Origin of the sequence: Streptomyces sp. NPDC007264 (assembly GCF_042869095.1) — a bacterium.
GTDB lineage: Bacteria > Actinomycetota > Actinomycetes > Streptomycetales > Streptomycetaceae > Streptomyces.
In genome coordinates, this window is sequence record NZ_JBIAFD010000011.1 from 217944 (window position 1) to 231480 (window position 13537).

General features: G+C 72.1%; 15 protein-coding genes. 6 read left to right on the forward strand and 9 right to left on the reverse strand.

Features of this window, described 5'->3' with window-relative positions; translation table 11 throughout:
* Window position 1: 1 nt before the first annotated feature.
* Together ACFYMU_RS20835 and ACFYMU_RS20840 are read right to left on the reverse strand one after the other, a co-directional pair.
* Window positions 2-316 (reverse strand): SDR family NAD(P)-dependent oxidoreductase, encoded by a 315-nt coding sequence (locus ACFYMU_RS20835; RefSeq protein ID WP_388375178.1) that lies wholly within the window; start codon window positions 314-316, stop codon window positions 2-4.
* 67 nt (window positions 317-383) lie between these two features.
* Window positions 384-1088, reverse strand: coding sequence for a class I SAM-dependent methyltransferase (locus ACFYMU_RS20840; protein WP_388374973.1), 705 nt, complete (start codon window positions 1086-1088; stop codon window positions 384-386).
* Between the two features lie 221 nt (window positions 1089-1309).
* On the opposite strand from ACFYMU_RS20840, the gene ACFYMU_RS20845 reads away from it, so the two are divergent.
* From ACFYMU_RS20845 to ACFYMU_RS20860, 4 genes are all read left to right on the forward strand, one after another.
* Window positions 1310-2518: a sensor histidine kinase gene (locus ACFYMU_RS20845; protein WP_388374976.1), complete on the forward strand. Its 1209-nt coding sequence runs from the start codon at window positions 1310-1312 to the stop codon at window positions 2516-2518.
* Complete coding sequence (locus tag ACFYMU_RS20850) at window positions 2515-3189, forward strand: response regulator (RefSeq protein WP_388374979.1); 675 nt, start codon at window positions 2515-2517, stop codon at window positions 3187-3189. The genes ACFYMU_RS20845 and ACFYMU_RS20850 overlap by 4 nt, the downstream gene beginning before the upstream one ends.
* A 380-nt stretch (window positions 3190-3569) precedes the next feature.
* On the forward strand, window positions 3570-4100 hold the full coding sequence (locus ACFYMU_RS20855; RefSeq protein ID WP_388374982.1) for a choice-of-anchor C family protein: 531 nt from the start codon (window positions 3570-3572) through the stop codon (window positions 4098-4100).
* A 744-nt stretch (window positions 4101-4844) separates the two neighbouring features.
* Window positions 4845-5120, forward strand: coding sequence for a hypothetical protein (locus tag ACFYMU_RS20860; RefSeq protein ID WP_388374985.1), 276 nt, complete (start codon window positions 4845-4847; stop codon window positions 5118-5120).
* 387 nt (window positions 5121-5507) lie between these two features.
* On the opposite strand, the gene ACFYMU_RS20865 is transcribed toward ACFYMU_RS20860, so the two are convergent.
* The 3 genes from ACFYMU_RS20865 to rtcA all read right to left on the reverse strand — a co-directional run bounded on the left by ACFYMU_RS20865 (window position 5508) and on the right by rtcA (window position 7700).
* Entirely contained in the window at window positions 5508-5915 is a 408-nt protein-coding gene (locus ACFYMU_RS20865; RefSeq protein WP_388374988.1) for a hypothetical protein, read from the reverse strand.
* Window positions 5916-6043: 128 nt separating this feature from the next.
* The gene (locus tag ACFYMU_RS20870) at window positions 6044-6517 is read right to left on the reverse strand and encodes an Hsp20/alpha crystallin family protein (protein ID WP_388374989.1); all 474 of its coding nucleotides are present in this window, start codon (window positions 6515-6517) and stop codon (window positions 6044-6046) included.
* A gap of 124 nt (window positions 6518-6641) precedes the next feature.
* On the reverse strand, window positions 6642-7700 hold the full coding sequence (rtcA, locus tag ACFYMU_RS20875; RefSeq protein WP_388374992.1) for an RNA 3'-terminal phosphate cyclase: 1059 nt from the start codon (window positions 7698-7700) through the stop codon (window positions 6642-6644).
* 380 nt (window positions 7701-8080) lie between these two features.
* On the opposite strand from rtcA, the gene ACFYMU_RS20880 reads away from it, so the two are divergent.
* Window positions 8081-8968 carry a Bax inhibitor-1/YccA family protein gene (locus tag ACFYMU_RS20880; protein WP_388374995.1) on the forward strand — a complete coding sequence of 296 codons (888 nt, stop codon included), beginning with the start codon at window positions 8081-8083 and terminating at the stop codon, window positions 8966-8968.
* Between the two features lie 102 nt (window positions 8969-9070).
* On the opposite strand, the gene ACFYMU_RS20885 is transcribed toward ACFYMU_RS20880, so the two are convergent.
* Complete coding sequence (locus tag ACFYMU_RS20885) at window positions 9071-9298, reverse strand: DUF4287 domain-containing protein (RefSeq protein WP_265564261.1); 228 nt, start codon at window positions 9296-9298, stop codon at window positions 9071-9073.
* A 101-nt stretch (window positions 9299-9399) separates the two neighbouring features.
* Between ACFYMU_RS20885 and ACFYMU_RS20890 the strand changes: the two genes are divergently transcribed.
* Window positions 9400-9711 carry a hypothetical protein gene (locus tag ACFYMU_RS20890; protein WP_388374998.1) on the forward strand — a complete coding sequence of 104 codons (312 nt, stop codon included), beginning with the start codon at window positions 9400-9402 and terminating at the stop codon, window positions 9709-9711.
* Window positions 9712-9820: 109 nt separating this feature from the next.
* Here ACFYMU_RS20890 and ACFYMU_RS20895 read toward each other — a convergent pair whose 3' ends face one another.
* The 3 genes from ACFYMU_RS20895 to ACFYMU_RS20905 form a co-directional block, all read right to left on the reverse strand.
* Entirely contained in the window at window positions 9821-10642 is an 822-nt protein-coding gene (locus tag ACFYMU_RS20895; protein WP_388375001.1) for a hypothetical protein, read from the reverse strand.
* A 283-nt stretch (window positions 10643-10925) separates the two neighbouring features.
* Window positions 10926-12146: an acetyl-CoA C-acetyltransferase gene (locus tag ACFYMU_RS20900; RefSeq protein WP_388375004.1), complete on the reverse strand. Its 1221-nt coding sequence runs from the start codon at window positions 12144-12146 to the stop codon at window positions 10926-10928.
* A gap of 292 nt (window positions 12147-12438) precedes the next feature.
* Window positions 12439-13503: an SGNH/GDSL hydrolase family protein gene (locus tag ACFYMU_RS20905; RefSeq protein ID WP_388375006.1), complete on the reverse strand. Its 1065-nt coding sequence runs from the start codon at window positions 13501-13503 to the stop codon at window positions 12439-12441.
* Between the last annotated feature and the right edge of the window lie 34 nt (window positions 13504-13537).

Sequence of the window (13537 nt, forward strand, 5' to 3'; positions counted from 1 at the left end):
TTCAGGCGTTGTAGCCACCGTGGGCGTCCAGCACCGCGCCCGTGACGTACGACGCGGCGGGGCTCGCGAGAAAGGCGATCGCCGCGGCGATCTCTTCGGGGCGACCCGGGCGTTGCAGGGACAGCGAGCTGACCAGGGCCTTGAGGGTCTCGGGGTCCGGCCCTTCCCTGCCGCCCTCCATCAGTCCGGCTTCCACGACGTTGGCCGTGATGTCCCGGGGCCCGAGGTCCCGTGCGACCCCCATGGTGTACCTCTCGATCCCTGACTTGGTCGCCGAGTAGTCGGCAAGGCCCGGGACGCCGACCCGGGAGCCCAGTCTCGATCAGCGACCGCAGTTCGTCGGCTCGGCGCCGGGAGGCCCCGGCGTCCGTCCCCGCCCCTGGTCATGCCGTCGGGCGCTCCGCCACGAGGTAGCGCGTCCAGGGCGGCACGTCGGTGAACCGCGGCTCGGTGAACCCCACGTCACGGAGCGCACCCGTGTACTGCCGCACGTCGGCGACGGACATCGGATCATCCGGCATCTCCTGGCGTGCGCCGCCGTGGGACATCATCCTGGCCATGGCACGGGTCACCCGAGGGGTCACCGCGCCGCTCGGGAAGGCGTCCGCGATCAGCAGTCGCCCGCCGGGCCGCAGCACGCGGTACATCTGCGCCAGCGCGGTCCTCCGGTGCGCCTCGGGGATGTGGTGCATCGCGAACGTCGAGGTGACCACGTCGAATTCGCGGTCGGGCAGGTCCAGGGACTGCGCGGACGTGAGTACGAAGCGGCAGTTGGCCGCCCGGCCCGCGTGCCGGGACGCGTACTCGACCATGGGTGCCGAGGGGTCGATGCCGACCACCCGGCCACCGGACCCGACCGCGTCGGCGAGCCGCCCGGCGAAGACGCCGGGGCCGCAGCCGACGTCGAGCACCGCATCGCCGGAGCGGGCGCCGCTCGCCGCCACCAGCGTGCTGTTCAGCGCACCGCGGCGGCCGCCGAAGATCACCGTGACGAGCAGGTTGTACCGGCGCACCCACGGGATGAGGACGCCGGGCTGCTCCGGCTCCCGCGCCCCGGTGCCCGCCGTGTCGACCGCTTGCCTCTTCATGTCCCCTTCTCCTTCCGATCGCCTTGCCGACCGTCTGCGGCATCGGCCGCCGCGTCTTTCGAGGGTGTGCGGTGCCGGGGGCCGCCGTCGTCGCCCTGACGGTGGCACTCCGAGCCGACACGTCGGGCGGACCCGGCCCGGCGGCTACCTCCCCGGGAGTACCCGCGGAATGGCCCCACGGGGTGACGCGTCGGTGCACGCACCGGCGCTACCGTGCGGGGATGGGCATGCGGTGGGGCTTGCGCAGCTACGCACGGGACGCGGTGACGGCGGGTGTCGTCGCCGCGATCTCGCTGGTCGGCTCCGCGGTGGCCGTCCCCGACCGCACCGGTCTCGACCTGCTCGGACACCTCCTGGTGCTGGTGGGGGCTCTCACGCTCACCGCGAGGCACCACGCCCCGGTCGCGGTCGTGGCCGCCACGCTCGCCTGCCTGGTCGCCTACGAACTGCGCGGCTACCCGGGGGACGCGGCCGCCCTGCCCGTTCTCGTGGCGGTCTACACCGCCGTCCTCGCGGGCCACCGGCTGGTCACGGTTGCCCTGAGCACAGGCGCGTTCGTCGCGGGCACGGTCGCTCCGAGCCTCACGTCCTCCCAGGGACAGTCCGCCAGGGAGATCGTGGAGGGGCGGTTCCTGCTGGTCGGCTGGGTGGTGGCCGCAGTGATGACGGCGGAGATGCGGCGCCAGTGGAACAGCAACCTCAGGCAGGCCGAGCAGCGCGCCGCGGACGCGGAGCAGCGGGCGGCCGACGCCGAGCGGCTGCGCGAGGAGACCGCACGCCGCCGGGCGGGTGAGGAGCGGCTGCGGATCGCCCGCGAACTGCACGACTCGCTCACCCACAGCATCTCCGTGATCAAGGTGCAGGCCGGGGTGGCCGTCCACCTGGCACGCAAGCGCGGCGAGAGCGCCCCGGAAGCCCTGCTGGCCATCGAGGAGGCCGCCGGCGACGCGACCCGCGAACTCAGGGCGACCCTCGACGTGCTGCGCGCCCCCGGCGAGGCCGTCCCCGGCCGGCCCGACCCCCCGGCCACGGGGCTCGTCCTCCTGCCCGAGCTGGTGGAACGGACGAATTCCTCGGGCCTGCCCGTCACCGTGACCGTCGAGGGCAAGCGGAGGGCGCTGCACCCCGAACTCGACCGGGCCGCCTACCGGGTCGTCCAGGAGGCGCTGACGAACGCCGCCCGGCACGCCGGGCCCGCCTCGGCACGGGTCCGCCTCGACTTCCAGCCGGATTCGCTGGCCATACGCGTCGACGACGACGGCAGGGCAACCCCCGTGGCGCAGCCGGAGCCGGGCACCGGCCTGACCGGCATGCGCGAGCGGGTCACCGCACTCGGCGGGCGGCTGCACGCCGGGCCCCGGCCGGAGGGCGGGTTCACCGTCCGCGCCGAGTTCCCGCTGAACGGAGCCGATCCCGGCGGCACGCCGTGATCCGGGTTCTGCTCGTCGACGACCAGCCGCTCATCCGCGGCGGCTTCCGCGCGCTGCTGGACGCCGAGGACGACATCGAGGTCGTCGCCGAGGCCGCCGACGGGGCGGCCGGGGCCGCGCTGGCCGCCGAGCACGTTCCCGACGTGGCCCTCGTCGACGTCTCGATGCCGGTGGCGGACGGGATCGAGGCCACTCGCCGGATCGCCGCGGACCCGGCCCTGTCCGCCGTGCACGTGGTGATCCTGACGAACTACGGCGTCGACGAGTACGTCTACAGCGCGCTGCGCGCAGGCGCGAGCGGATTCCTCGTCAAGGACATCGAACCCGCCGACCTGCTCCAAGCGGTTCGGGTCGCCGCCCGCGGCGACGCGCTGCTCTCCCCGGCCATCACCCGCAAGCTCATCGCCGAGTACACGTCCCGGCCGCTGTACCCGGGCCCCGGCGCGCAGTCCCGCCTGGAGGCGCTGACCCGGCGGGAGCGCGAGGTCCTCGCCCTGGTCGGCCGTGGCCTCAGCAACGACGAGATCGCCGCCCACATGGTGATCAGCCCGTCCACGGCCAAGACTCACGTCAGCCGCGCCATGACCAAGCTCGCCGCCCGCGACCGCGCCCAACTCGTCGTGGTCGCCTACGAGTCCGGCTTGATCTCCCCCCGCGGCGCAGCCCATTAGGGACGATCACGTCGGATGTGGTGCCCGCCTGTTCGCCGTGCCCGTGAAGCATCTGCACGGACCAGAACAACTGAGTGCCGCCGAGGACAAACGCCAAGCTGAGACCGGCGGCCGAACAACCCTGCCGCTGCACGGCGGTCACCCTACGCGGACATGGCATATTCCTCCAGCAAACTCTCACTCGAATGCCTATGTGTCCATCAGCCGCAATTGTGAACGAAGTAGGCAACACTCAGCCTGTCCCGGCTCCCTTGAACCGTTCAATCGGAGGGTCCATGCTGTCCAAACGTCTCTGCGCTGCGATTGTCGCGGCGGGCCTGCTCGCCGGTACCGGCACTGCTGCGGCATCCCCCGCTCACGGTGCCCAGGCGGCCCGCTCGGTGGCAGCTCAAGCCACCACCGCCTTCTCCAACGGCAGCTTCGAGACGCCCATCGTCGCGCCGAACGTCTTCCAGACCTTCGTCCCAGGTCAGGACATGGGCCTGTGGCAGGTCGAGAGCGGCACCGTCGACCTGGTCGACAACAGCTACTGGCAGGCTGCGGAAGGCAACCAGTCCGTAGACCTCAACGGCGGCGGCCCAGGCGCCGTGTCCCAGACCTTCACGACGAAGCCCGGGACGAAGTACACCGTGACCTACGACCTCGCCGGCAACCCTGTCGTCGATCCCACATACAGTCCGCCCGTGAAGACGGGCAAGGCCCTCATCGACGGGCAGACCTTCCAGGACTTCACCTTCGACACCACAGGCAAGACCCCGACGAACATGGGGTACGTGACGCGGCAGTTCACCTTCGTGGCCAACAACACCTCCACGAAGCTGACATTCGCCGGCACCAACGTCGGATCCCACGGCCCCGTCATCGACGACGTCAGGGTCCAAAGCTGCTGCAGCTGCAGCTCCTGCAGTTAGCGCCCCTCGAAAGCGATCTCGCCCAGAGCGAGAACACGCCGAGCGTGACCGCCGCCTCGTCGGAGGCGGTGGTCACGCTCGGCGTGCAGACGACTGCTTGCGTTGCCGGCTCACCCGGTGAGCCACTCCAGGGAGGTGGCCTCTTCCGGTTCGAGTCCGGTTCCGGGCCCATCGCACGACACGGCGCCACTGCCGCCGGCTCCCGGCCCAGCTCTTCGACGGCGGCGTCTTCGGCCCGGCGCTACGGATCAGGGGTCAAGGCCCCTCCTTGGACAGCCACAGTGCCACTCCTGCGGCTGCCGCCAGTAGGCCGACGTAGACCAGAGCTGTCCGACGTGCTCGTGAGGCCCCCATGCGGGGCATCCTTCCCGTACGACCTCCAACCGCAACGTGCCCGCGATTCGGCACAGTCGATGCCGCTCTGGTCCGCTCGGCGCGATCCGACTCTGTCGCCGCGTGCGTGGCGGGAGCGAGCGGCCCCGGGATGCGGAGGCGAATAGGTCAAATGAGGGACGTTGTACAAAAGGTCATATTGTATGTCGTGTCGGGGCAATGGGCGTTGTTGATGTCTGCATAGCCTGCGGACAGATCCCCTTCTGCGGGTCGGCCGGCTTGCAGAACGACCAGGGATCGAAGGGTCCGACGGCGGACGAGGGTGCCCCAGCCGCTCCCCCGTTCCGGCTTCCACGGGCCCGATCAGGAAAGACACCAGGATCCCAGTCCGCTCGACAGAGGAGCACCATCGTGACCAAGACGACTCGCATCACCAGTGCGCTGGCAATCGCCGCCGCCGGCCTGATGCTCCTGAGCACCCCGGTCCTCGCAGAGGCAGGCGAGGCGCAGACCAACGCCGACGTCGTGCAGCTCGACCAGCAGGAGATCGCCGACCCCGCCATGTTCGACGATCAGGAGGTCGCCGACCCGTCCATGTTCGACGACGAAGAGGTCGCCGACCCGTCCATGTTCGAGGACGATGACGTCGACCCGGGCATGTTCGAGGAGCAGGAGGCGGACGACTGAGGGCGGGAGTCTCCCGCCCCGACAGCGCCGGCTGCCTCGATCAACGGCACGACGCGTCCCACCACGCCTTCGACGTGGACCGGCCCAGGTCCCGTGCGGAGAACCCCGGCGAGAGGCGGGGATCTCCCCACGGTGGTCCGGGGTGAACGGTAGGAACGCGTGCGGCGCAGCCGCGACCCAGCCCCCCGGCCGAGCGTGTCACGCGGGCACGTGCATGCGCGCCGGGGGGCCGTGGGCTCGCACCGACGTCGACACCGCCTGCCCGGGCAGGCGGTGACGCAAGACGTCGACGCCCGGGCGCGGCCGGTGCCGGCCGGTGACCGCGTACGACGAGGGGTGACCGGGCCCGGGGTGGCGCTGTCGCCCGGTCGGGTCGGCGTCGTCCGGTCAGGCGCGCAGGGCCGTCAGGGCCTGACGGCAGGCGTCGGCGGCCTGCCGGGTGGCGTCCGCGCACAGACGGCAGTGCTCATGGTGGGCGGAGTGGCGACTGCACTCCTCGTGGCTGCGTTGGCAGGCGATGAGACACGCCTCCAACTGCGCGCCCAGCAGGGCGCCGTTGGGTCCCGTCGCCCGGGTCAGGATCCGCCGCGTGGCCAGTACGGAGTCCGCGCAGTCCAGGTCGAGGGCGATGGCCGTGCCCATCGATCCGCCGTCCTGGCTCGTGGCCATGCCCGCGGCGCAGGCGGTGACGGCCTCCTCGCAGGTGGAGAGGGCGTCGATGGTGGCGGCGAGGATCTCGTTGTTCAGCGGTGACTTGGTGGTCAGGCTGTCGAGGAGTTCACGGGTCTGGAGCATGGGTTCTCCAAAGAAGGTGCGCGATCGGGATGTTCTGGGTCTTCTGACTCTTCTCGGTCTGCCGGGTGCCCGGGATCTGCCGTTCGGCGTCCGTGCCCCGCTCGTCGGGAGGGAAGGCGCCGTGTCCCTCAGGACTGGGAGATCTCGATGTGCCGCGACGTGACCGCCTGGGCCTTGGGGACGGTGACGGTCAGCACCCCGTCCGTCAGCGTTGCCGTGATCTCGTCCGTCTTCACGTCGGCCGGCAGCAGCGCCCGGTACTCGAAGCGTCCGGTGCGCCGGGTGCTGCGGCGGAGGACGCCCTCCCGCTCGCGTTCCTTGTACTCGCCGGTGATGCACAGTTCCCGCTCGCTGATCTCGACGTCGATGTCCTCGCGCTTGATCCCGGGCAGCTCCGCCTCGATCAGGTAGGCGTCGTCCCTCTCCTGCAGGTCGGCCGCCGGCGACCAGGCCCCGGCGGAAGGGGCGACCCCGGCGGCCTCCAGGAACCGGTTCATCCGCTCGAAGAGGTTCTCCACCTCGGCGGTGATCGGCTCGCCCCAGCTCAGCTCCGGGAACCACTCGAGGTGTTGGCCGGGCCGGTGATGTACGGGCAGTGTCATCGCGGTTCACCTCCGCGAAACGGCGGCATTCGGGTCATTTCCATGCTGCGCGCCTCCACCTGGCCTGGCGAATCGGGCACGTGCCGCCGTCCGGCGGGCCGCCGCCGCGGCGTGTCCCCGGCCGTCACCCTGGCCGTCTCCTCGGCCGGCCGCCCCCGTCGACGACGAGGAGGCGTCCCGTCAGTTCGGCGCGGGCCAGGCCGAACAGGTTCGTCAGCCACACCGCGGTGCGCACATGGTCGCTGACCGCGGCCGGCCGCACCCGGCTGCGGCCGTGGGCCAGCGCGGTGAAAGCGACGATCTGGTCGCCGGCGAAGCGGTCGAGCGCCGCCCCCGTGCGCAGTTCCTCCAGCAGGCGCCGCGCGGTGGCCGCCCCGATCGCCTCGGCGCGGCGCCCGGGGGCCCCGGCGCCGTCCGCCCCGAGTCGCCACCCGTCCGTCAGGTCCGCGAAGAGGGCGAGCGCGGCGCCCGGCTGGAGGGCGGTGGTGTCGTCGTACTCGTCGATGCGAGCGTCGTGTCCTGCCCGGGCCAGCACCTCGCGGGCCCCGTCCGCCATCCGCCGGGCCACCTCGCGTTCTCGCAGGTGGGAGGCGAGGGCGATGCCCCACACCGACCGGAGCGGCCCCGGCGACTGCGCGTCCAGGGGCAGGAGCGGGCCGTGCCCGCGCACCACGAGCCGCAGCACACCGCCGCCCTTCGGCGGATAGCCGGGCCGGACCGGCGTGACCTCGACCGCGAGCCCCATCCGGCCGAGCAGCGGGGCGAGGACATGCTGCAGGTGGAACGCGGAGGGCGCACGGTCCTGGAACAGCCCGCCGGTGAGGTCGACCCGGACCGGCTCGGCTGCCGTGGCGAGGACGGGCAGCAGCGCGAGCGACAGTGCGGTGGCCGACCCCGCGGTCCCCACGTCGAACGCGTACCGGCCGTGCGGCGACCCGCCGGCGGGACGGAAGGTGACGTCCCGCGAGCCGAGCACCGCCCCCTCGACCGTCCCGCCGACCAGCGTGCGGACGGCCTCGACCGCGCAGAGATGCTGATGCCGCAGCCCCGGGGACGGCCGGTGCGCCCGGACACGGCGCAGATGGACCGGGATGCCCGTCACGGCCGCGTAGGCCATGGCCTGGCGGACGATCATGCCCGATCCCGAGCAGGCGGCTCCGTCGATCTCCAGCAGAGCGTTCATGGGGTGGGCGTGCTTCCTGCCGCGGCGTGGAGGGTCCGTACCCCCATCCTCGCCCGCGCGCGGTACGGATGCCCGGTGGCGGCAAGGCGTTCGATTCTCACTGTCGACAGTTCCCCGCGCCTGGTGAGCCCCTAGGGGCCGTCGGGGTGAGCCCCGAGGGGGCCGTCGGAGTGGGGGAAACGCGCCGTGGATCAGCGGCCGGTCTCGGCCGAGTCCCAGATTGGTCATGGATGGGCGGGCCCCTCGCAGGGAATCACCCATCCGCGTAGCGTGTTGCGCGCAAGGACAGGGGAAAGATCCTCCTCAAGCAGTAGGGTCAATCCTTTGCCTACCTATTACTCTTGAGCCAAGGCCACGCAGGGTGGCCATGGAGGAGTGAAATGAGGAGCAGCAACCCGGTCTTCTCGCGACGGGGGTTCAGCCGCGACAACGGCTACGCGGGCTTCAACACCGCGCCGCAGGCCGGGGGAGCCGCCGTCGGCACGCAGGGCAACCCGTACGCGCAGAACCCTTACGCGGGCGGCAACCCCTACGCGCAGAACCCCTACTCCCAGCAGACTCAGTACGGCGCCCCGCCGCAGGCCCCGGCCGCCACCGGCCGGATGACGATGGACGACGTCGTCATGCGTTCGGCGATGACGCTCGGCACGGTCGCCGTCGGCGCCATCCTGGCCTGGACGTTGCTGCCGGTCTCGGCCTCCAGCTACGGCCTCGCGATCGGCGCCGCGCTCGTCGCGTTCGTCCTGGCGATGGTGCAGTCGTTCAAGCGCACCGCCTCGCCCGCGCTGATCCTCGGCTACGCCGCCTTCGAGGGCGTCTTCCTCGGCGTGATCAGCGAGATGTACAACTCGCAGTGGAGCGGCGCACCCTTCCAGGCCGTGCTCGGCACCATGGCGGTCTCCGGCGCGACCCTGCTCGTCTACAAGGCGGGCTGGATCCGGGTGACCGCGCGGTATGCGCGGGTCGGCATGGCCATCGCCATCGCCTTCGTCCTGGTCATGGCGGTCAACCTGCTGCTGGTCGCCTTCGGTGTCGCACCCGACGGCGGGCTGCGCAGCATGGGCCCGCTGGGCGCGCTCGTCGGCGTCGTCGCGATCCTGCTGGGCGCGTTCTTCCTGACCCTCGACTTCAAGCAGATCGAGGACGGCATCGCCTACGGCGCCCCGCGCGAGGAGGCATGGCTGGCCGCGTTCGGCCTGACCATGACGCTCGTGTGGATCTACGTCGAGATGCTCCGGCTGGTCGCCATCTTCAGCAGCAACGACTGACCGTCGGCCCCGGACAGGGAAGGGCCCGCGACCCCGCACCGGGGTTCGCGGGCCCTTCGTCGTGCGGATGCTCGGTGGCGAACGGGATGCGGTGATGCGCGCTCAGAGCAGTTTGCGCGCGGCCCTCCTCAGGTCGTACTCGTGAATGATCGCCTTGGCGTGGCCGTACGCGAGATTGTGCTCGTGCCGGAGCCAGCTGACCTTCTCCTCGAAGCAGAGAGAGGGGCCTTCGTCGACGGTACGCAGCCAGTCGGAGACTTCACGACCGGTGCAGTGGGGAATGCGGGCGAGCAGATTGCGATGGGTCTCCTGGGAGAAGACTTGGGACATCGGCGCCTCCGGACGCACTCGATGAAGCCGGTCCTTCAGGTCACGGTGCCTGAGCGTTCGCCTGTTGGCAACAGTCCCGGTACGACGCGTAGTCTCGCGGCGTGCTTGATACGACGCGTTTGACCCGGGCCGTGGATCACTTCGCCGACCGGTTGCGGGCCGCTCCGCAGAGCCGGCTGCAGCGGAGCGCGGCGGCCGAGGCACTCGCACTGGCCAGGGAGTTGGCACGCCGGGCCCAGCTCCTGGAGGACCCCTCGGCGCAGCCCCGGGAGATGCCCGACGCGGGCATGTTCGCGGCCGCCGACCAGATCACGGTCGCCGTGCACGACTTGGCGCTCGTGCTGAGGGACGAGGCGGACCTCGCGGCGGCCTTGGCGCTCGTCGAGGAGGCGCAGAAACGCGCCGGGGTCTGACGCTCCGGCGCGGGTGTGTTGAGGGATCGGGGGCGCGGTCGGTGGGCACTGTCGTGTCCGCCCGGTCCGCCGGCACCGTCCGCCGGCGCGACCACCCGCCGCCGCGGGGCTACAGGGACGCGATGACGCGGTCCGCGAGGACGTAGACGGTCTCCTCGCCGCACGCGAAGGTCAGCGCATACGCGCCCGAGAGGCTCGAACCGCCCAGCAGGACCGGGGAACGGCCGGCGCTCAGGGCCGCGGCCAGCCGCTCCGCGGTCTCGCGGTGGCCGGGGGTCAGGCACAGCGTCGTGCCGTCCGCGAAGACGTAGACGTCCAGGGTGCCCAGCGGCCCGGGGCGGACATCGGCGAGTTCGGTGCGGGCCTCGGCCAGTTCCTCGAGGCAGGCGACGGTGCGCTCGTGGTCGTTCACGACGGGGGAGGGGGCCGGTACGAAGTCGGGGTGCGAGGGGTGGCGGCGGCGGGCTGCGGCCAGCTCCGGGGAGTCTCCCGCCAGGGCTCCGTCCGGGGAGGTGCCCGCGGCGAACTCGCTCTCGTCGGCCGTCGGCTCGGCCACCGGCTCCAGGCTGTCGTGCTCCAGGCCCGCGAAGTCCGACTGGCGCGGCAGGAACAGCTCACTGTCGGGCAGGCCGAGCACGGTGGGGGCGGCGTCGGCGATGTCACGCGCCTCCTGGGCGGCCCAGAAGGCACGTGCCTCGGCGAGCTCCCGCTCCCGCTCCTCGGCGAGCGCCTCGGCCACGGCCGCGCGTATCTCTTCCGCCTCGGCGGTGGAGCGGGCGGCCGGAACCCGCCCGCGGACGTGCCCGGTGCTCCTCTCCAGGAGCTCGGTGTGCAGGGCCGTGAGCTGCCGGCGCAGCGCCCGCACGCTGCGCAGGACGGCGACGCCCACGCCCGCGGTGGCGGCCGTGGTGAGCAGCAGAGCAATCGGCATGGCGCTCACTGACGTACTCCCGTTCAAGGTCGACCCCCGACTTCCTACAACAGCTTGAAGGGCGGACTTTCCCGTTGTCAGTGCGTAACGTCACGAAACGGACAGGGGTGTGGTCCTCGGGTGTCTCTGCGCAGGGGCCCTGACCTGCGTGAATCGCCCCAGGAGGGAGATAGGTCACATCCTGGGCGAGATTGGATCACAAAACGGCCCGAAGCCCCGAGGGAACGGGCTCCGGGCCGGTCTGCGGGCCTCGCGCGAGCGCGCGAGGCCGTGGGGGCCTGCGTCAGCTGAGGCGCTCGATGATCATCGCCATGCCCTGGCCGCCGCCGACGCACATCGTCTCCAGCCCGAACTGCTTGTCGTGCCACTGGAGGGAGTTGATCAGCGTGCCGGTGATCCGGGCGCCGGTCATGCCGAAGGGGTGGCCGATGGCGATGGCGCCGCCGTTGACGTTCAGCCTGTCCAGCGGGATGCCGAGGTCGCGGTAGGAGGGGATCACCTGGGCGGCGAACGCCTCGTTGATCTCGACGAGGTCGATGTCGCCGATGGTGAGGCCGGCCCGCTGGAGGGCCTGCTTGCTGGCCTCGACGGGCCCGTAGCCCATGATCTCCGGGGACAGCCCGGACACGCCGGTGGACACGATCCGGGCCAGCGGCGTGAGCCCCAGCTCCCGCGCCTTGGTGTCGCTCATGATGACCAGCGCCGCGGCGCCGTCGTTGAGCGGGCAGCAGTTGCCGGCCGTGACCCGGCCGTCGGGGCGGAAGACGGGCTTCAGGCCGGCCACGGCCTCCATCGTGACGCCGGCACGCGGCCCGTCGTCCTTGCCGACGACCGTGCCGTCCGGGAGGGTCACCGGGGTGATCTCGCGCTCCCAGAAGCCCTTGGCGATGGCCTGCTCGGCGAGGTTCTGCGAGCGCACGCCGAACTCGTCCATCTCCTCGCGGGTGACGCCCTTGAGACGGGCCAGGTTCTCCGCGGTCTGGCCCATGGAGATGTACGGGTCGGGGACGAGGCCGTCCTCGCGGGGGTCGTGCCAGTCGGCGCCCTCGGACTCGGCGACGGTGGCGGTACGGGCCTCGGCCTCGGCGAAGAGGGGGTTGTGGGTGTCCGGGAGGCCGTCGGAGGTGCCCTTGACGCTGCGGCTGACCATCTCGACGCCCGCGGAGATGAAGACGTCGCCCTCGCCGGCCTTGATGGCGTGCAGGGCCATGCGGGAGGTCTGCAGGGAGGAGGAGCAGTAGCGGGTGATCGTGCAGCCCGGCAGGTGGTCCATCCCCATCTGCACGGCGACGATGCGGCCGAGGTTGTGGCCCTGCTCGCCGCCGGGGAGGCCGCAGCCCAGCATCAGGTCGTCGATGTCCTTCGGGTCCAGCTCGGGGACCTTGGCGAGGGCGGCCTGGATGATCGTGGCGGTGAGGTCGTCCGGGCGGAGGTCCTTGAGGGAGCCCTTGAAGGCGCGGCCGATGGGGGAACGGGCGGTCGAGACGATGACGGCTTCGGGCATCACGGCTCCATTGGACGAGGGGAGGCAGGGCTGTGAGGGAAGTTACCTGTACGTACCGTGGAGGTCACGAGCGTGGCGGTGTGACTCGGGCCGCACTTTCCAAGCGCTTGCTTTTTCCGGCTCCGATGGGACGACACCCAGGACCCCGCCCCGGCCCGGCCGCCCGGCTCCTCCGGTGCCGGGCGGCCGGGTCCTCCCGTGCCGGACACCCGGCGCCCGGACGACCGGTGGCGCCCGGCGCCCGGGCAGGGAGAGAGGGGCGAAGTCCCCGGTCAGGCCGTGGACTCCGTGGTCAGGCCGTGGACTCCGTGGCCGGGGCCGGCTCCGCCTCCGGGGTGGGCAGACGGCGGCGGCGCCTGCGCTTGAGGAGCGCCCAGGGCCCCCGCGGACCGGTCGGCATGGCGGCCGTGACCTCCGTACCCGCCTCCGACGCGGCCTCGGCCGCGGCGCGGGCCACCGGGAGGAAGCCCTCGCGGCGGGACACGTCCGGGCGCTCCTCCTCCGCCGGCCACAGGCCCAGGGTCGCGCAGACCGTCGGCAGGACCGCCATCGCCGCGGTGGCGTACCCCTCCGCGGAGGGGTGGTAGTTGTCCGGGCCGAAGAGTTCGCGCGGGTTCGCCGCGAACTCGGGGCCCAGCAGGTCGCCCAGCGACACCGTGCGGCCGCCCTGCTCGACGACCCCGATGGTCTGGGCCGCGGCCAGCTGGCGGGAGGCCCGGCGGGCCAGCCAGCGCAGGGGCTGCTGGACCGGCTCGATCGTGCCCAGGTCGGGGCAGGTGCCGACCACCACCTCCGCGCCGGCCGTGCGCAGACGCCGTACCGCCGTGGACAGATGGCGGACCGAGCGCGTCGGCGGCATGCGGTGGGTCACGTCGTTCGCACCGATCATGATCACGCAGACGTCGGGGATCCGGTCCTGGTCCTCCAGGGCGAGGGCCACCTGGCGGTCCAGATCATCTGACTGCGCCCCCGGGACCGCCACGACACGCAGCTCCACCGGGCGCTCCGCCACCGCCGCCAGACCCGACGCCAGCAGCGCGCCCGGCGTCTGCCGGTAGCGGCGCACGCCCTGTCCCACGGCCGTGGAGTCGCCGAGCATGGTCAGCCGGAGCGACGGTCCGTCCGGGGCGGTGTGTCCTGACCCGGCCTCGGGCGAGCGGGAGGGTCCCCATCCGTACAGACCCTCCGGGCTCGGCGGGTACGGGCTGTCCCCGTTGCCCACCTGGCGCTTGGCCAACTGCACCTCGGCCAGCACGAGACCGACGGTGGCCGCGCCGACCAGGCCGATCCCACCGCCGCCGTACGCCGCCCCCGCCGCGATGCGCCGGGCCACCCTCGCCCTCGACATGCTCGACATGCGTCGCCGCCACCTCCTCGTAGCCCTTCACCCT